10 protein-coding genes and 1 pseudogene are annotated in these 18,917 nt (G+C 59.5%); all 11 read left to right on the plus strand.

Annotated elements, in window-relative coordinates:
- Nucleotides 1-119 precede the first annotated feature (119 nt).
- Nucleotides 120-1,346: an AI-2E family transporter gene (locus RBR25_RS07235; protein WP_432818875.1), complete on the plus strand. Its 1,227-nt coding sequence runs from the start codon at nucleotides 120-122 to the stop codon at nucleotides 1,344-1,346.
- Nucleotides 1,347-1,582: 236 nt separating this feature from the next.
- Nucleotides 1,583-10,126: pseudogene (locus RBR25_RS07240) on the plus strand (GH36-type glycosyl hydrolase domain-containing protein).
- Between the two features lie 256 nt (nucleotides 10,127-10,382).
- On the plus strand, nucleotides 10,383-11,870 hold the full coding sequence (locus tag RBR25_RS07245; RefSeq protein ID WP_432818876.1) for a mechanosensitive ion channel domain-containing protein: 1,488 nt from the start codon (nucleotides 10,383-10,385) through the stop codon (nucleotides 11,868-11,870).
- Between the two features lie 185 nt (nucleotides 11,871-12,055).
- The gene (locus RBR25_RS07250; protein WP_432818877.1) at nucleotides 12,056-13,162 is read left to right on the plus strand and encodes a transposase; all 1,107 of its coding nucleotides are present in this window, start codon (nucleotides 12,056-12,058) and stop codon (nucleotides 13,160-13,162) included.
- Nucleotides 13,163-13,603: 441 nt separating this feature from the next.
- Nucleotides 13,604-13,981, plus strand: a complete 378-nt coding sequence (locus RBR25_RS07255) for a DUF4398 domain-containing protein (protein ID WP_432818878.1) — start codon at nucleotides 13,604-13,606, stop codon at nucleotides 13,979-13,981.
- A gap of 34 nt (nucleotides 13,982-14,015) precedes the next feature.
- Nucleotides 14,016-14,966, plus strand: a complete 951-nt coding sequence (locus RBR25_RS07260; protein ID WP_432818879.1) for an OmpA family protein — start codon at nucleotides 14,016-14,018, stop codon at nucleotides 14,964-14,966.
- A gap of 104 nt (nucleotides 14,967-15,070) precedes the next feature.
- Nucleotides 15,071-15,250: a CsbD family protein gene (locus RBR25_RS07265; protein ID WP_432818880.1), complete on the plus strand. Its 180-nt coding sequence runs from the start codon at nucleotides 15,071-15,073 to the stop codon at nucleotides 15,248-15,250.
- Nucleotides 15,243-16,130: a BON domain-containing protein gene (locus RBR25_RS07270; RefSeq protein ID WP_432818881.1), complete on the plus strand. Its 888-nt coding sequence runs from the start codon at nucleotides 15,243-15,245 to the stop codon at nucleotides 16,128-16,130. Before RBR25_RS07265 ends, RBR25_RS07270 begins: the two co-directional genes overlap by 8 nt.
- 87 nt (nucleotides 16,131-16,217) lie before the next feature.
- Entirely contained in the window at nucleotides 16,218-16,364 is a 147-nt protein-coding gene (locus RBR25_RS07275) for a lmo0937 family membrane protein (protein ID WP_432818882.1), read from the plus strand.
- 189 nt (nucleotides 16,365-16,553) lie between these two features.
- Nucleotides 16,554-17,948: a cardiolipin synthase gene (cls, locus tag RBR25_RS07280; RefSeq protein WP_432818883.1), complete on the plus strand. Its 1,395-nt coding sequence runs from the start codon at nucleotides 16,554-16,556 to the stop codon at nucleotides 17,946-17,948.
- Between the two features lies 1 nt (nucleotide 17,949).
- Nucleotides 17,950-18,858 (plus strand): hypothetical protein, encoded by a 909-nt coding sequence (locus RBR25_RS07285; RefSeq protein ID WP_432818884.1) that lies wholly within the window; start codon nucleotides 17,950-17,952, stop codon nucleotides 18,856-18,858.
- Nucleotides 18,859-18,917 lie beyond the last annotated feature (59 nt).

Consider the following 18,917-nt stretch of genomic DNA (forward strand, 5'->3'; position numbering starts at 1 on the left):
AAATCGGTAGCACCCAGGACGTCAGGGAGGAGAAATGGACTGCTGAATTTCATCGAGCGTCTTTCTCCTCCCTTTTTTAGCGGGACTCCAGGTGCCAAGATCACAACGGGAAAAACATCATGCCGAATGACCCTAAGCCAGAGGTGAAACCACGCTCAATCACTTTCTATGTGATCCTGGGGGCGGCGTTGTTCGCCATCATCAAGTCGTTTCCGCTGCTGTCTCCCATTCTGTTGTCGTTTCTGCTGGTTATGCTGATTTCTCTGGCCGTGAATCCGGCCATATCGCGGATGCGGACGTTGCATGGTGGGCGAAAAAGCGCGACGGGACTGATCGTGGGAGCGTTGGTTGTGGTCATTGGCTTGACCGGCTGGGCTTGCTTCGGGCCGATGCAGGCATCGGTCGTCAAGCTCTCGGAACAGTTGCCCGCTTACTGGGAACGTTTCCAAAAACCCCTGATTAAAATGGAACAGCAGGCGGTGCTTTCCGAGGAAAAACTCCAGGCCGAAGTCACCACTGAAATTTCCCGGACCGCAACGGAGCAAGGCCAGATCGAAATTTCCCGGCAAATCGCGGAAGCGGCTCCGTCCCCAGCCAAAGAGACGGGATCGCTTCGTTCCGGTTTGAGCGAAATGTTCCGGGGCGTGGTCGGCCGCTTCACGGCGGTGGCGTTCAACACGACTCAGATACTGATTGTCTTGGTGACGGTCTTCTTCGGCGCGACCTTTACCCTGATGAATCCGCGGCCGATATTTCGGGGCATTTTCTCTCTGGTGCCCGAGCGCCACCACGAGCAGACCCTGATCATCGTGCAACGCATTGGGAAATTTGTGCCCAGGTGGGTCGGGACGACGCTGCTGGGGATGCTGACGATCGGCCTGCTGGTTTTCCTGCTCATGTGGCCGATTTTTGGATTCATGGATGCGCTGGTTCTCGGGCTGATCGCGGGGCTGCTGGAATCGGTTCCATTTCTGGGGCCGATTCTCAGCGCCATCCCCGCGATCCTGTTTGCTCTTGGAAAAGGGGGAATGACCCCGTTGTGGGTCTTGCTCGCCTATATCGCGGTCCAGGCGTTGGAGAACAACGTGATCACCCCGTTCATCATGGCGCGCGGCATGAAAATGCATCCCCTGGCGGTGATCTTTTCCATTTTTGTTACCTTCTACCGTAATAGTAATTTCTTTAGTCCCTATGAAAATGCATCCCCTGGCGGTGATCTTTTCCATGCTGTTGTGTGTGGCCGCCTTCGGTGTGCTGGGGGTGCTGGTCGCGACCCCTCTTGTTGCCATTGTGAATATCGTTCACGACGAGTTGTATCGAAAACGCTTTCTGCCGACGATTACTGACGCTGACCTGGATTTGCTGGCCCAAAAAGCCTTGTTCGAAAAGTAGCCGGGTCGTTCGACCTGGAGGTGCTGAACGGGGAGATCGAACCGTTCGGAAACGTCGCCTGTGGCAAGCCCCCGCCGGTCGGGTGCGTTATCGACCGCGGGATCAAACCGAGGAGAATGTTATCGCTACGAAAATATCGAGATTTGCGATCCGCGCCCACCAGGTGCTACGGCCTGACCGGGAAACGGAGTTGCTGCGAACGGAGCTGTTCAGCCTTGAGCAACTCAAACGGCATGGCCTGACGCTGGCGAGCCGGCATCACCTCGCTCCGTCCCCGGGACCGGACCGTTTGCTGCCGCGTCTGGCCGACAATGCCCGTGTTCTGATGGCGGCGTATGATATTGTGACCGCCGCCACCCCGGGGCATCGAATCGTGCCGGCGGAAGCCTGGTTGCTCGACAACTTTTATCTTATCGAACAACAGATCGGGCTGGCGCGTCGACATCTGCCCCGGGGTTACAGCCGGAAGTTGCCGTGCTTGGCGGATGATCCGTCCGCCGGGTTCCCGCGTATCTACGACATCGCCTTGCAGTTGATCTCGCACACGGATGGCCGAATCGATAACGACAACACCACCCAGTTCCTTGTTGCTTACCAGCAGGCCATGCCGTTAAAGCTCGGGGAATTGTGGGCTTTTCCGATCATGCTGCAACTGGCGTTGTTGGAAAATCTGAGCCGTGTCGGGCTGCGGATTGCCCATCGGCGGGAGGATCTCGACGCTGCCGTCGCCTGGGCCGATCGCATGCTCGCGGCGGCCGAGCGAAACCCGAAGCAGTTGATCCAGTTGCTGGCCGAGTTTGCCAATGCCGACGTGCCGCTGACCGCGCCCTTCGTTGAGGAATTTTACTCCCGGCTCCAGGCCCAGGGGCCGGCGATGGCCTTCGTTCAAACCTGGGTCGAGCAGAAACTGCTCGAACAGGGGGTGACGGCCACCCAGTTGTCGGCGGTCGCCAGCCGCACCGCCGCCGCCAACCAGATCTCGATCGCCAACAGCATCAGCAGCCTGCGTTTCATCGATGCCATGGATTGGCGGGAGTTCGTCGAGTCGCTCAGTGTCGTCGAACAGGCATTGGCTGACGATCCGTCGGGGTTGTACGCCGCCCAGGATTTCGCCACCCGGGATCGCTACCGGCATGCCATCGAAGACCTGGCGCGAGGCAGTACCTGTAGTGAGCTGGAGGTGACCCGGGCCGCTATCGACTTGGCGCGGACGGTCGCCCAGCAGTCGGGCAGCAGCGACCGCACCGCCCATGTCGGCTACTACCTCATCGATCTGGGACGGCCGCTTCTGGAGCGCACCATCGGCTGCCGGTTGTCGTGGAAATGCCGGATCGGCCGAGCCAGTCGGCAGCGGCGTCTCCTCCTCTATCTCGGCCCCATTTTGATGCTCAGTCTGCTGTCGACCGCAGGGGCGTTCGCCGTGGTTGGATTCGATCCGGGGGACTGGCGGATCTGGCTGCTGGCGCTGCCCCTTCTCATCGGGGTTTCGGCCCTGGCCAGCGCGCTGGTAAATCTGCTGGTGACCCTCGCCCTGCCGCCGCGCGCATTACCACGTCTCGATTTTTCAGAAGGGATCCCGGACAACCATCGCACCATGGTAATCGTGCCCACCCTGTTGGCCCGTTTGCAGGACGTCGACGATCTGCTCGAGGCCCTAGAGATCCGCTATCTCGGTAATCGCGATGCCAATCTGTTTTTTGCCCTGTTGACCGATTTTCACGATGCCTCGGCGCAAACGCTGCCGGAAGACGAGGCTTTGCTCGCTTACGCACGGGGCGCGGTTGAGGCGCTCAATGCGACCTACCAGGAAGATCGCCCGGGCATCTTCTACCTGTTCCACCGGCCGCGACGGTGGAATGCGGTGGAACGGGTGTGGATGGGCTATGAACGCAAGCGCGGCAAGCTGGAACAGTTCAATGCCCGGCTACGGGGCGAGGCGCTTGATGCCTTCTCGGAGATCGTCGGCGATCCCTCCATTCTCGCGTCGATCCGCTACGTCATCACCCTCGATACCGACACCCAGCTGCCGCGCGATGCGGCCCGCACCCTGGTCGGTAACCTGGCCCATCCCCTCAATCGACCGATTTATGAAGACGGTAAAGGACGCATTGTCGAAGGCTATGCGATTCTGCAGCCGCGTGCTTCGATCAGCCTGACCAGTGCCGGCCAGTCGCGGTTCACCAAGCTGTTCGTGGGCGAGGCGGGCATCGATCCCTACACCCGCGAGGTGTCGGATGTCTATCAGGATATTTTCGGCGAGGGGTCATTCATCGGCAAGGGCATCTACGATGTGGACGCCTTTCGGCAGGCCGTCGATGGGCGTTTTCCGGAGAATCTCATTCTCAGTCACGACCTGCTGGAAGGCGGCTATGCACGGTCGGCGCTGGTGACCGATGTCGACCTGATTGAAGAGCATCCCGCCAGTTACGCCATGGAGGCCAGTCGGCGCCACCGCTGGATCCGCGGCGACTGGCAACTGGCCGGCTGGCTGCTGCCGCGCGTCCCCGGACCGAGCGGACCCAATGGCGGGAAGGGGCGGCGGCAACCCAACCCCTTAAGCGCCCTGTCCGTGTGGAAGTTGTTCGACAACCTGCGCCGCAGCCTGGTGCCGCCGTCGCTGCTGGCGTTGCTGGCCGCGGGCTGGCTACTGGGTCCGGGGCCGACGTGGTTCTGGTCCCTGCTGGTGGTGACGGTGGTCTGCTTGCCGACCCTGCTCTCCACCGGCATCGAACTGCTCCGCAAGCCCCAGGACCGTGCCTGGCTGCTGCATCTGAATCTGACCGGCAGATCGGCAGGACGTCCGCTGCTGCTGGCTTTGCTGACCTTGATCCTGCTCCCCTACGATGCGCTGATCGCTCTGGATGCAATCCGTCGTTCGGCGCTGCGGATGCTCTTTACCCGTCGCGGTTTGCTGCTCTGGCAACTGCCGTCCTATGCCCGCCGCAACGGGCGCCGCACGGCGGCCGATTTTGCTCTGGAAATGTGGATCGGTCCGTTCCTGGCGGTGCTGCTGGGGACGGCGCTGGCCTGGCTGCTGCCCCCGGCGCAAGGGCTCTTCGCTGCGCCGCTGTTGTTGCTGTGGCTGGTCTCACCCCTGGTCGGCTGGTGGATCAGCCGACCGCTGCCGGCGCCGGCGCCCGATCTGACGGCGGCGGAGCGGACCTTCCTGCGCGCCTCGGCGCGGCGAACATGGCGCTATTTCGCGGACTTCGTCGGTCCCGAGGACAACTGGCTGCCCCCCGACAATGTCCAGGAATATCCGGCACCGATCATCGCCCGGCGGACTTCGCCCACCAACATCGGTATGGCGCTGCTGGCCAACCTGACCGCTTGCGATTTTGGCTTCATCACCGCTGGAGAATGCCTGCGCTTGACGGAAAACACCCTGGCGACCATGGAAAAGCTGGAGCGCTATCGCGGCCATTTTTACAACTGGTACGACACGCGCACCCTCGAGCCGTTGCGCCCGCAATACATCTCTTCGGTGGACAGCGGCAATCTCGCCGGCAGCCTGCTCACCCTGCAGGCGGGACTGGCCGAATTAAAAGACCAGCCGGTCCTCTCCAGCCAGGCCTTTGCGGGTTTGAGGGACACCCTGGAGGTGCTTGCTGAGCATCTGCCCGCGGTGCCCGTCCCGGACCTGGCGGAAAAGATCCGCGTGCTCCAAAACAAACTTTCCACCGGCACCTTTAACGGGCCGCTCCAGACACTGGCCGCCGCCGAGCGTTTACTGGATGAGATTCACCGCCTGGGGAGGGAGCTGCCGACTTGGTTGCCGGCGGATGTGGATATCGATGGCGAACTCACCTTCTGGGCGCGGGCCTTCGACCGGCAAGCCCTCGCCCTGCGCGACGAGCTGCGTTCGTTGCTGCCTGAGTCGCGGACCTTTGCCGCCATCCCGAAGCTCTCGGAACTGGCGACCGGCGGCCCGGCCGGCACGGGTACGCGGTCGCCGGCCGCAGTCAAGAGGCTCAAAACCATCGACGATCTGGTGCGGCGTTGCGGGAAACTGGCGGCGATGGAATTCGACTTTCTTTACAACACCTCCCGGGGCCTGCTCTGCATCGGTTACGACGTCGGGGAGCGCCGCCGCGATCCGGCCTGTTACGATCTGCTGGCCTCCGAAGCGCGCCTGGCCAGTTTTCTCCTCATCGCCGAGGGGCAGGTTCCCCAGAAACATTGGTTTTCCCTCGGTCGTCTGCTGACCAGTCATGGTGGCGACGTCAGTCTGATTTCCTGGAGCGGTTCGATGTTCGAGTACCTCATGCCCCAGCTGATCATGCCGAGTTACCCCAATACCTTGCTGGAGCAGACCTGCAAAGCCGCCGTGTCGCGCCAGATCGAATACGGCCGGCAACGGGCCGTCCCCTGGGGCATTTCCGAATCGTGCTATAACCTCACCGATATGCACCAGATTTATCAATATCGGGCCTTTGGCGTGCCCGGGCTCGGTTTCAAGCGCGGGCTGGGCGAGGATTTGGTCATTGCTCCTTATGCCAGTGCCCTGGCGCTGACGGTCTTGCCGCAAGCCGCTTGTCGCAACCTGCAAACGCTGGCCAGCCAGGGGTTCCAGGGCAGCTTTGGGTTTTTTGAGGCGATCGATTACACCCCGTCGCGGGTGCCGCGTGGCAAACAGCACGTCATTGTGCGCGCCTTCATGGCCCATCATCAGGGGATGAGCCTGCTGGCCTTTGCCCATGTCCTGCTGGGTCAGCCGATGCAGCGCCGCTTCATGTCCGATCCCATGTTAAAGGCGACCGAGTTGTTGCTGCAGGAACGGGTGCCGAAGAAGGTGGCGACGGTCTATCCCCACGCGGCCGAAGTGAGCGCCGCCGCGCATCCGGTCGAAGAGGCCGGCGGGATCATGCGCGTCTTTACCGACCTGAATACTCCGGCCCCGGAAATTCATCTTTTATCCAACGGCAGCTACCACGTCATGGCGACCCATGCCGGCGGTGGCTACAGTCGCTGGCGCGACCTGGCCGTCACCCGTTGGCGTGAGGATGCCACTTGTGATGGCTGGGGCTCCTTTATTTACCTGCGTGACTGCGCCTCGGGGCGCTATTGGTCCAGCGCCTATCAACCGACCCGGCGCAAGGCCGAGCACTATGAGGCGATCTTCGTCCAGGGGCGGGCCGAATATCGGCGGCGCGACCAGGGGATCGATGCCCACACCGAGATCAGCGTCTCCCCCGAGGACGATGTGGAAATCCGCCGGGTCACCCTCACCAACCAGTCGTCCCGGCCCCGCGATATCGAGCTGACCAGTTACGCCGAGGTGGTGTTGGCCCCGCTCAATGCCGATTTGGCCCATCGCAGCTTCAGCAATCTGTTCGTGCAAACCGAAATTTTGCCCGAACGGCAGGCGATCCTCTGTACGCGCCGCGTCCGCACGCCGGGAGAGCAGGTGCCATGGATGTTTCACCTGCTGGCCGCGCCGGGTGCGGTGAGTGACGAGCCCTCTTACGAGACGGATCGTGCCAAATTCATCGGCCGCGGACGAACCGTGGCCAACCCGCTGGCCGTCGACCGCCGTGATCGCCGTTCGCGGCTATCGAATACGGCGGGTCCGGTGCTCGATCCGATTGTGGCGATCCGTCGCACCCTGACCCTGTCACCGGACGAAACAGCGGTCGTGCAGATCATCTCCGGGGTCGCGGACACCCGTGATGGCGCCTTGGCGTTGCTGGAGAAATATTGTGATCGGCACTTCGTTGAGCGCGCCTTTGAAATGGCCTGGTTCCAAAGTCAGGAGGTGCTGCGCCACCTAGGGATCACCGAAGCCGAGGCCCAACTCTATGGACGCCTGGCGACTTCGGTCGTCTTCAGCAATGCCCTGCGCCGCGCCGCGCCGAGCGTCATTGCCCGCAATCAGCTGGGCCAGTCGGGGTTGTGGCGTTTTGCCATCTCCGGCGACCTGCCGATCGTCCTGCTCAATATCGGCGACCTGAGCCGGATCGACTTGGTCAAGCAGGTGCTGCAAGCCCACGCCTATTGGCGGATGAAGGGCCTGGCTGCCGACCTGATGATCGTCAACGAAGATTTTTCAGGCTATCGGGCGGAGTTGCAAGACCAGATCATGGGGTTGATCAACGCGGGTCCCGAAGCGCAGATGCTGAACCAGTCGGGCGGGGTCTTCGTGCGGCGCGCCGAAGAGCTTTCCGAGGATGAGCGGGTGTTGCTGCAGACGGTCGCCCGGGTGGTGTACAAAGACATTGCCACAACCCTGGTCGGTCCGGTGGAACGCCGGATCGCGCCGGAGCGGTTGTCGGACCGTCTGGAGCCCGTGCAGCAGTCGGCGCCGGAGCAGGTCCAGCCCCTGTTGCCGCGAGAGCGTATTTTCTGCAACGGCCTCGGGGGCTTCACCCCCGATGGGCGCGAATACGTCGTCACCCTCGAACCGGGTCAGAGCACCCCGGCGCCTTGGGCCAATGTCATCGCCAGCCCGCATATCGGCACCGTGGTCAGCGAGAGCGGCAGCGCCTACACCTGGGTGGACAATGCCCACGAGTTCCGGCTGAGCACCTGGCACAACGACCCTTTAAGCGACAGCAGCGGCGAAGCCCTCTATATTCGCGACGAAGATACGGGGGCCTTCTGGTCGCCGACGCCCCTCCCCGCCCGTGGACGAAGCGGCTATGTCTGCCGGCACGGCTTCGGCTACAGCGCCTTCGAACATTTCGAGGCCGGCATCGCCTCGGAACTGTTCACCTACGTCGCCATGGATGCGCCGGTGAAGTTTGTGGTCATCAAACTGCACAACCAGTCGCGGCGCCCGCGAAGCCTGTCGTTGACCGGATATTGGGAGCTGGTGCTCGGTGAATGGCGACACGCCAATCTGATGCACATCGTGACCGAAACGGATCCGCACAGCGGGGCGCTGCTGGCCCGCAACGCCTATGGCCGCGAGTGCGCCAACCGGGTCGTTTTTGTGCAGGTCAGCGAGCCGGAGCGCAGGGTGAGCGGCAACCGCTGCGAATTTATCGGCCGCAACGGTTCGCTGACCAGTCCGGCGGCGATGGGCCGCAAGCGCTTGTCGAACCGGACCGGCGCGGGCCTTGATCCCTGTGCCGCGGTGCAAACCCGGATCGAACTGGCCGAAGGGCAAGAGCGCGAAATCGTGTTCATCTTTGGCGCGACCGGTCAGGACGAACAGGCGCAGCATCTGATCGAGCAATTCGGCGGCACAGCTGGCGCCCGGCTGGCCCTGGAGGCGGTGTGGGACCACTGGAACCACACTCTGGGCGCGGTGCAGGTCGAGACGCCCGACCCGGCGCTGGATGTGCTTGCCAACGGCTGGCTGGTTTATCAGACCATCTCTTGTCGGCTCTGGGCGCGCAGCGGCTATTACCAGTCCGGCGGCGCCTACGGGTTTCGCGATCAGTTGCAGGACACCATGGCGCTGCTCCATACCACCCCCTGGCTGGCCCGCGAGCAGTTGCTCCGCTGCGCTTAGCGACAGTTCCCGCAGGGTGACGTGCAGCACTGGTGGCATCCGCCGGGCGGACAAGGGGTGCGCACCCATTTTTCGGACGACTATCTGTGGCTCCCCTATGCCACCTGCCGCTATGTGCTGGCGACCGGCGATACCGGCGTCCTCGACGAAGCGGTCCCGTTTCTCGAAGGGCGTCTGCTGGGTCCGGAGGAGGAGGCCTACTACGACCAGCCGCAACGTTCGAGTGAAACGGCCGGCCTCTACGAACATTGCGTGCGCTCCATCAACCACGGCTTACGCTTTGGCGAGCATCAATTACCGCTGATGGGCTGCGGCGACTGGAATGACGGTATGAATCTGGTCGGCCGCGAGGGCAAGGGGGAGAGCGTTTGGTTGGCGTGGTTCCTCTACGAAAACCTGCAACTCTTTGCCAATCTCGCGCGGGGACACGATGACGCCGCTTTTGCCGGCCTCTGCACCGAGCAGGCGGCGCGGCTGCGCAGCAACATCGAGGCGCATGCCTGGGATGGCGCCTGGTATCGGCGGGCCTGGTTCGATGACGGCACCCCGCTCGGTTCCGCCGTCAACGACGAATGCCGGATCGATTCGATCAGCCAGAGCTGGTCGGTCATTTCCCAGGGCGGCGACCCCGACCACACCCGTCAGGCGATGGCTGCCCTTGACCAGCACTTGGTGCGACGGGATGCGCAGCTCATTCAACTGCTCACGCCCCCCTTCGATCAGTCCGATCTTGAACCGGGCTATATCAAGGGCTATGTGCCCGGCGTGCGCGAAAACGGCGGGCAATACACCCATGCCGCGATCTGGGCGACGATGGCCTTTGCCCTGCTGGGTGAGCGGGAACGCGCCTGGGAATTGTACGCCATGCTCAACCCCGTCAATCACGGCAGCGAGCCGCAGGGAATCGAGCGCTACCAGGTCGAGCCCTACGTCATGTGCGCCGACATTTACGCGGTTTCTCCTCACACCGGCCGGGGCGGCTGGACCTGGTACACCGGGGCGGCGGGCTGGATGTACCGGCTGACCGTGGAGACCCTGCTCGGACTGCAGTTGGAGGTGGACCAGTTGCGTATCGCCCCCTGTATCCCGGCCTATTGGCCGGCGTACAAAGTCCGCTACCGTTATCGTGAGACGATTTACCATCTCACCATCAGGAACGTCGGTGAACCGGCGGCGACAGGGCAGCGTATCACCCTGGATGAGGTGGTCATCGAGGGCGCGGCGATTCCGCTGGTGGATGACCGCCGGGACCATCAGGTCGAGGTGGTTTTGGGCTAAGGCTGCTCGCAAAGGGGGATCTTTCAGCTGGAAGCTGCGGCTCGGGCTATGGATAAAGCCAAGAAATCTGGTTCAAGTCGAATGTGTTTTTACGACACCTCTGGTAAATTTGAAAAATAAACACGCTTTCGTGGCTAAGATGTTCTGACCTCTCATGCCGGGCAGTTCCGGATCGGCGAGGAAACCAGGGAAGGCGATTTATCGTAAACAGGGCAGGGGGTACCGGAATGGTCTACTTCTTAAGGAGTGAGCACTGATGGACGACACCTACTGCGGCGCAACTCCTCGGCATCGGGGTAATGTGGTTCGAACCTGGGGCCTTGGCTGGTCGCGCCCGACCCGACTCCTCTGCGCCACGTTGCTGTGCTGCGCCGTCTTTACGTTCACCTTCGTCGCGGCCCAACCGCTGGCTGGTATCGACGATTCCCCGGTGGCTGCGAAAGCACCTGACGGCAAACCTGAGTCCCCCGGTAAGGTCGAAGTCCAACCCGTCGCCAAGGATGACGAGATCAGGCAACGAATCGCGGATATTCTTCAAACGACAAGTTGGTTTGGCGAGCCCGAGGTCAGTGTCCAGGAAGGCATCGTTTTCCTGAAAGGAACGACGGAAAATGATGAATCGAAGAAATGGGCCGGAGATTTGGCGAGGAATACGGAGGGCGTGGTTGCCGTCGTCAATCAAATCGAGGTGGCCCCCACCACGGTTTGGGATTTCGATCCAACCTTTCAGGTACTGAATGATCTAGCACGCAACTTCGTTCGATTGCTGCCCCTGATGGTTGTCGCGGTGGTGGTCAGCGTCCTTTCATGGATCTTCGCCAAGTTGACGGTGCGCCTGCTGCGTCGCTGGCTTCAGGCTCAAGCCCTCAGCCAGCTTTTGCGCGAAGTACTGGCTCGGGCTGGTGGAATGCTCGTCATGCTTGCCGGCCTCTACCTGGTGCTCCGCATCGCCGGGCTCACGCAACTTGCGCTGACGGTGGTGGGCGGCACAGGACTGATTGGTTTGGTGCTGGGCATCGCCTTCCGCGACATCACCGAGAATTTTCTCGCCAGTCTCTTTCTGAGCCTGCAGCAACCGTTTCGTGAGGGCGATCTGGTCGAAGTGGCAAACGTCACGGGGTACGTTCAGCGACTGACCTCGCGCACGACGGTTCTGATGACACTCGACGGCAATCAAGTGCAAGTCCCCAATTCGACCATCTTCAAAAGCACGATTCGCAACTTCACCAGCAATCCCAATCGCCGCGATGATTTCATCGTGGGGATCGGCTACGACGATGCCATCCCTTTTGCCCAGGAAGTCGCTTTGAAGGTGCTCGCTGAACATCCGGCCATTTTGCAGGAGCCCGAACCCCTGGTGCTCGTGGAAAACCTTGGGCCGTCCACGGTAAACTTACGGGTTTATTTCTGGCTCGATGGCGGACGACACAGTTGGGTGAAAGTGAAATCGTCCGTCATTCGGCTGGTTAAGCGGGCCTTCCAGGATGCGGGAATTTCGCTGCCGGACGAGGCCCGCGAACTCATCTTCCCGCAGGGGGTGCCGGTATACATGATAGAAAGCGAAGGGGCTGTGGAACCGCCCTTGACGAAACCGACCGCCGAGCCCGAAACCGTCGCGACCAAGGCGGAAGCCGGACTGCAAAGCGAAGCCGGAGAAATCAAGGAACAGGCGCGCGGGTCTTGGACCCCCGGGGAGAATCTCTTAACGCCTTCGACGTCCGCGGAGGACACAGATGCCCGTTGAAGGCGCGTGGGAGTCGATCAGACACAGAAAGCCCCTTTACATATCCATGGCAACCACCTGAGCCTCTTGCAAAAGCTTATGCAGTTTTTTGAATACAGATAACTAGACGACAAAAAAGTTGAGCTTCAGGGGCAACAGTCTGATATTATTAGGTTACGACGCCAAATAATAATCAGGAGATGCCCATGAAGCTCAAGGAAAAAATATCATGGTTGATGGGAACAGTACAGCAAAGTTTGTTCCCTTATCTTGATGAATGCTTGCCCGGTCCAATGACAGAACCGGAGAAGCATTTGGTCAAGATCCTTGAGCTGGTCCAAATTGAAAAGTATGTGCCGGTCAGTGCCAAGCGACAATGGCTAGGACGGCGGTTGAAAGAGCGGGAAGCTCTTGCCAGAGCGTTTATTGCTAAGTCCGCTCTGCGCTATCAGCACACCAGTTCTTTGCGCCACGCCCTGCTGAGCACCCCGAATCTGCGGATGATCTGCGGGTTCAGCAAGAGACAGGATGTTCCTTCGGAAGCGACCTTTTCCCGGGCCTTTGCCGAATATGCTAAGGCCAGCTTGGGGACCGTGATTCACGATGCTTTGGTGAGGGAACATCTCAGCACGGAACTGATTGGCCACGTCAGCCGGGACTCGACGGCCATCACCGGACGGGAGAAACCCACGAAGAAGATCAAGGCTCCCAAGGTTGCCAAGAAAAAGGGACGGCCGACAAAAGGAGAGAACCGGCCGCCTGCCGAGCCGAAGCGGCTTGATGTTCAACGCACCCAAACGGCGCAGGAGGCCATCGCCAAACTGCCCAAGGTCTGCGATCGTGGCGTCAAGAAAAACGCCAAGGGGTATACGGAGACCTGGAACGGATTCAAGCTGCATTTGGATGTAAGCGACTGTGGCCTCCCCTTAAGTGCGGTATTGACGTCCGCTTCGGTGCATGACAGCCAAGTGGCGATTCCGTTGATGAAACTGACCAGCAGCAAGGTCACCTCCTGTTACGACTTGATGGATGCAGCCTACGACGCAGCTCAGATCTGGGAACAGAGCAGAGAGCTTGGGCATGTTCCGATTATCGATCGAAACCCTCGCGGCCACGAGATCGTTCCGATGGCCCCGCATGAAGCGGTTCGTTACAATGAACGGACGGTAGCCGAGCGGTGCAATGGCCGTTTCAAGGACGAATTCGGTGGCCGCTGTGTTCAGGTTCGCGGAGCCGACAAGGTGATGATGCATCTGATGTTCGGCATCATTGCCCTGTTTGCCGATCAGTTACTCAAAGTCACTGGTTGCTGATTGCCAAAGACCAAGAAAAGGGTCAATAAGGGAGCAGTCCGCTCGAAGTCGGGGAAAATGGCTTCGCAGGACGCTCTCTGTTGGTTGCTTTTACAAAAATAAGGTGGAATCAACCCTTGGCGGAAGCTTGTTGTCGCCAGGCCAACACTTTTGCAAGAGGCTCACCTAAGACGCAAAAAAACATCGCCTCGCAACACCTCCCGCCATATCCGACGGTTATGCCAAGTATGGCGGCTGTCGCTGACGGCTTTCCCCGCACCCCTTCCGCTCTCGTTCCTCCTTCCCCTTTATAATCAGCACGTTGCACTTCTGAAATCCGCAACTTCCCGGCGGCACGTTCATTGCGATTGAACAGGCTACACGAACGGTAGCTTATGTCGCGGAAGACACATCCTGTGGAAAAATCCAAACGCAATTAAAACCGGAGAAAAGGAAATGAGTATGAAAATCTGGATGATGCTGAATGCGTGTCTGGTCACGTTGTTCATGGTTGCTCTGTCCGGCTGTGCCGTTCAGACGCCTGCCCCGGCGAAGCAGGTCACCCTGGCTACCCAATCGATTGCCCAAGCGGAAAGTTCGGGGGCCGTGGAGTTCGCCCCGGTGGAACTTAAAGCGGCGCGGGACAAACTGAGCCAGGCCAAAGTCGCCATGGACAAGGAAGAAAACCTCAAGGCCAAACGACTCGCCGACGAGGCCATGGTCGATGCCAATCTGGCGGAGGCCAAGGCGCGGTCCGCCAAGGCGCAAAAGGTTGTGGAAGAATTGAAGGAAAGCATCAACGTCTTGCGGGAAGAGATGAAACGCAAGACCAATCCCTAAGTCATTGCCGTTATTTTTCGTAAAGGAGAACACCATGAAGATATTTTCGTTGCCCTTGATGCTTCTGCTTGGGGTGTCCGTTGTTGGCGGGCTGTTGTTTGGTTGCAGCCCGGCTGTCCGGGAAAATGCCATGCTTGAACAAGCCCGATCGGCCTTTGCCGCGGCCCAGGCCGACCCCGATGTGCAAAAGAATGCCCCACTCGAACTGCAAAAAGCGAAAGTCGATCTGGAAAAGGCGGAAAAATCGCTGAAAGAGGGAGCCGAGGCTCCGGAAGTGGAACACTTCGCCTATCTGGCTAAGCAACGTAGCGCCATCGCCCGGGAAGCCGCCAACGTGAAATTGGCGGAGCAGGCGGTGGATGCGGCCAGCGCGGAACGGAGCACGGTTCTCCTGAAGGCCCGGACCCTGGAGGCGGATCAGGCGGTGCGATTGGCTGAAGCGCAAAAAAGGGAAGCCGTGATTGCCGGTGAGCGGGCTGAAGCCGCCCGTCTGCAAGCCGGAGCGATGACCGCCGAAGCGGAAAAGGCCAAAGCCGAGGCGCTGGCGGCCGAAGCCCAAATGAAGAAACTGCAAGCCCAGATTGCCGAGTTGCAGGCTACCCAATCGGAACGGGGTCTGGTGATAACCCTGGGGGACGTTCTCTTCGACACCAACAAAAGCGAACTCCGCTCGGGCGCGCGTTACACCATCGACAAACTCGCCGCGTTTTTGGCTGAATACCCGACGCGTAATGTATTGATCGAAGGCTTTACCGACAGTACCGGGTCCGTGGAATACAATCAGCGCCTCTCCGAGCGCCGCGCCGAAGCGGTACGGAATGTCCTCGCGGCCCAAGGGATCGATCCCCGCCGGCTCATGACCCGCGGTTATGGTGTCGAGTACCCCGTTGCCGGCAACGAAACGGCCGAAGGCCGGCAGTGTAACCGGCGGGTCGAGGTCATCATTTCGGATGAGGATGGACGCATCATGGAACGAAAATATTGAGCGCGTAAAGGTTTGAACTCATGGAATACAACGAGGTAGGGAGAGTCAGATTCAAACCCTTTGGCTGGAGCGAAGTCAACCACGATCACCGATGGGAGGACATCATGAAATCGGGCAACAGGGACAAGGCGGAAGGTGCATTGCACGAGATGAAAGGCAAGGTCAAGGAAGTGGCCGGGAAGCTCACCGATAATCCCAAGCTGGAGGCCGAAGGCACGGCCGAGAAAATCGCCGGCAAGGTTCAGGGGAAAGTCGGCGAGGTGAAAAAGGTTTTGGGTGAGTAATAAAGACGGCGTGTCGTTCACCGCGAACCGGTTGCGGTGGCAACGATACGTCCTGACCAGGCACCGGAAGCATGTGGCCTTCGGAGCAAATGATGAAGAAAACAGCGAACAAGGAGAACCGCGAATGAAAGCAAAAAGCAGCATATCTCTATGGATGGCCGCCGTGGCGTTATTGGCCTTCGGTCTTCCCGTACAGGCGTCCGATACGGACGAGCGCATCGAAGCCTCCGCCAAGGAATCTTATGTCTTCAAGACCTACCTGAAAGACGATGACATCAAGATCAAGGCGAAGGATGGCGCCGTCACGATGACGGGCATGGTCACCGAGGACTCTCACCGAACCTTGGCCGGCGAGACCCTGGCGAGCCTGCCCGGGGTCAAGAGTGTGGATAACGAGCTGAAGGTCCAAGGAGATCTTCCCACCGAGAAGTCGGATGCATGGCTCCTGACGAAAGTGAAAACCTCCCTGCTGTACCATAGCAGCGTGAGTGGGCTTCAGACCGAGGTCGACGTCAAAGACGGCATCGTGACCCTACGCGGCGAAGCGAACAATCAGGCGCAGAAGGAATTGACCGCGAAATACGCCGCGGATGTCGAAGGGGTCAAAACCGTTAACAATGAGATGACCGTGGCCAAACCCGAGAAAGAGGGCCGCACGGCCGGCGACAAGATCGATGACGCATCGATCACCGCGCTGGTCAAGACGTCCCTGCTTTATCATCGCTCGACCAGCGGATTTCAGACCAAGGTCGAGACCAAGGACGGCGTGGTCACTTTGAGCGGCAAGGTCGGTAGCGTGGCCGAAAAAGACCTGGCCACCCAATACGCCAAAGATGTAAACGGCGTGATCGAGGTTAAGAACCTGATGACCATCGAATAACCCCAAAGCGACGGAATGCCGACTGCCGGTTGTTACAGTAAGGTAATCGCCGGCAGTCGGCAAATGTCGTCGGAAAAGGAGGCGCGTATGCTCTGGACTATTGCGGCAATCCTCGTTGTTCTATGGGTTCTTGGGCTGGTAAGCAATGCCTCGATGGGCGGCTTCATTCACCTCTTGCTGGTCATTGCCATTGTTGTGGTGGTGCTCGGGTTTGTCAGGGGGCGCCGATCCTGACTCGGCGGATCAGGTGAAAGTTAGAACATGACGGTAAAGAAGATGGCGGCCATCGTGCTGATCGTAATCGGCATTCTGGGGTTGGTCTACGGCGGTTTCAGCCACATCGGGGAGACTCACGGGAGAGCCAGGCTGGTTTTTTGATAAGGCAAGCGGTTGGAAAGTTCTTTCTGAACGGGGTGTGACAAGATGACCATCGCCAAACCTCGCCAGTGCTTCTTCCTTCTACTTTCATCCCTGCTCATCATCGCCGGTGGCTGTGCGACTTTGCCGAACGTCGCTGAACATATCGAGGAAACTCCGAGCGCGCGGCAACCCCGGCAAATCGTATCGTCCAAGGGGTTGTTGTCCCCCCGGAAAAGCCAGGCGATCATGGAACGCCTGCAGCAATCGGTTGGACCGACGGACATCCTTGGCCGCCACACCGTCGTGGTCGAATCGGTCACCGAAAGCCCGCTGACGAAGGGAAATAAAGTCACTCTGCTCGCGGATGGCGAGGCGACCTATGCCGCGATGTTTCAAGCGCTGGAGAAGGCCCAAGACCATATCAACCTCGAAAGCTATATCATCGAAGACGATGAAATCGGCCGTCAATTCGCCGACCTTCTGCTGAAGAAGCAAGCGGAAGGGGTTCAGGTCCATCTTCTTTATGACAGTGTCGGCAGCATGTACACCCCCGCGGCATTTTTTCAGCGCCTGCGCGACGGCGGCGTTCAAGTGGTCGAGTTCAATCCGATCAATCCCATGGAGGCGCGGGGGGAATGGCGACTTGACCAGAGGGATCACCGCAAGATTCTGCTGGTTGACGGCAAGGTCGCGATTATCGGGGGCATCAATATCAGCAAGGTTTATTCAAGTAATCCGTTTCATCGAAAACAAAATGAAGAGGCGCCCATTCACTGGCGGGACACCGATGTCCAGATCGAAGGCCCGGCCGTGGCGGAATTCCAGAAACTTTTTTTCGCCACCTGGCTGAAGCAGAAAGGTCCGCGAGTTTCCGACCGGAACTATTTCCCCGAACTGAAAGAAAAGGGGGAGGCTTTGGTCCGGGTGGTCAGCAGCACTCCGGGAGAGACCAACCGGATCCCTTTCGTCGTGTATGTGTCGGCCATCAGCTTTGCGGAGCATTCGATTCATCTGACGAATTCCTATTTCATTCCCGACGATCAGATTCTGAAGGCGCTGACCGATGCGGCGCGACGCGGGGTCGACGTCAAGATTATTCTCCCTGGGGCCACTGATTCCCGCTTGGCGTTATATGTACAACGACAACATTATTCAGAGCTTTTGCATGCGGGGGTGAAGATATACGAACACGACACCTCCCTGTTGCACGCGAAAACCGCGGTGATTGATCAGGTCTGGTCGACGGTCGGATCGACCAACCTCGATTATTTGAGTCTGCTGAGCAATGACGAGGTGAACGCGGTCATCTTGAGTCGCGAATTCGCCGTTGAAATGGAAGAGATGTTTGTCAGGGATCTTGCCGACTCCAGACAAATTGAATGGGAAGAATGGAAAAAACGACCTTTGTTTCCCAGGGTCAGGGAGTGGTTCGTGAATTTATTTGTTCGTTGGTTGTGAGATGAGAAATTTCCTGCTCCTATTCGGAGCGCTGTCTCTTTTGGTGTCCGGGAACGCCTTCGCTGTCGAAAAGCTCCGGCCGGAAGAAGCGCTGCTGCGTGAGGTTTACGACCAGAGCCAAGCCAAATTGGCGAACAACAGCTTCGGCCTGCCACTCTTTCTCGAGTCGTTTTCGGAAGACGGCAGATCTGATGTGGATGTTTACGGGGTCTTCGATGCTCCCTTTGCCAGCGTTGTCGATGCCCTCAGGGTTCCGGCCAACTGGTGCGATATCGCCGCCCTCCATCCCAACGTCAAAGCCTGCACCTACCAGGGAGAGTCGGGCGCCTGGCTACTGACTTTTTATCTGGGGCGAAAATTTTATCAACCGCCGGAAGATACGCGCCAGGTCATTTACCACTTCCGCAACGCTGCGCGGCGGCCAGGATATCTGGACATCGTCCTTGCTGCCAACGCCGGTCCTTTCGGCACCAAGGACCACCGGATCAGGTTCGAGGCCTTGCCCCTTGATGAGGGAAAAACCTTCGTCCACGTAAGTTATGGCTATCGCGACACGCTCGCCCTGCGCCTTGCAACCGAGGGCTATTTTTCAACCCTCGGTTCGGGCAAGGTCGGGTTCACGGTGACCGGAACCGACCGAAAGGGTGAACCCGTCTATATCGGCGGGTCTCGCGGAGCGGTTGAACGCAACGCGGTCCGCTACTATTTCGCCATCCAGGCATTCATGAGCAGCTTGCACTCTCCCGCCGCAAGCCGGTTCGGCAGGAGAATCGACACATGGTACGAGCTGACGAACCGTTACCGGAGGCAGCTGTTCGAACTGGACAAAAAGGACTACCTCGCCTTCAAGATCAACGAACATGAGAACCAGTTGAGGCTCCAGCGGTCGCTCGGGACGAGTTCTCAGTAAAAAGCAACGGCCGGTCAGGTCAAGAGATCCACACCCCGGCCGACTCAATAACGACCACC

Source organism: Trichloromonas sp., from assembly GCF_034006665.1.
In the GTDB taxonomy this organism is placed as follows: domain Bacteria; phylum Desulfobacterota; class Desulfuromonadia; order Desulfuromonadales; family Trichloromonadaceae; genus Trichloromonas.

Bases quoted from the DNA above. Each gene is read 5' to 3' on its own strand.
- RBR25_RS07235 (WP_432818875.1), top strand. From the start codon at position 120: ATGCCGAATGACCCTAAGCCAGAGGTGAAACCACGCTCAATCACTTTC.
- RBR25_RS07245 (WP_432818876.1), top strand. From the start codon at position 10,383: ATGGACGACACCTACTGCGGCGCAACTCCTCGGCATCGGGGTAATGTG.
- RBR25_RS07250 (WP_432818877.1), top strand. From the start codon at position 12,056: ATGAAGCTCAAGGAAAAAATATCATGGTTGATGGGAACAGTACAGCAA.
- RBR25_RS07255 (WP_432818878.1), top strand. From the start codon at position 13,604: ATGAAAATCTGGATGATGCTGAATGCGTGTCTGGTCACGTTGTTCATG.
- RBR25_RS07260 (WP_432818879.1), top strand. From the start codon at position 14,016: ATGAAGATATTTTCGTTGCCCTTGATGCTTCTGCTTGGGGTGTCCGTT.
- RBR25_RS07265 (WP_432818880.1), top strand. From the start codon at position 15,071: ATGAAATCGGGCAACAGGGACAAGGCGGAAGGTGCATTGCACGAGATG.
- RBR25_RS07275 (WP_432818882.1), top strand. From the start codon at position 16,218: ATGCTCTGGACTATTGCGGCAATCCTCGTTGTTCTATGGGTTCTTGGG.
- cls (WP_432818883.1), top strand. From the start codon at position 16,554: ATGACCATCGCCAAACCTCGCCAGTGCTTCTTCCTTCTACTTTCATCC.
- RBR25_RS07285 (WP_432818884.1), top strand. From the start codon at position 17,950: ATGAGAAATTTCCTGCTCCTATTCGGAGCGCTGTCTCTTTTGGTGTCC.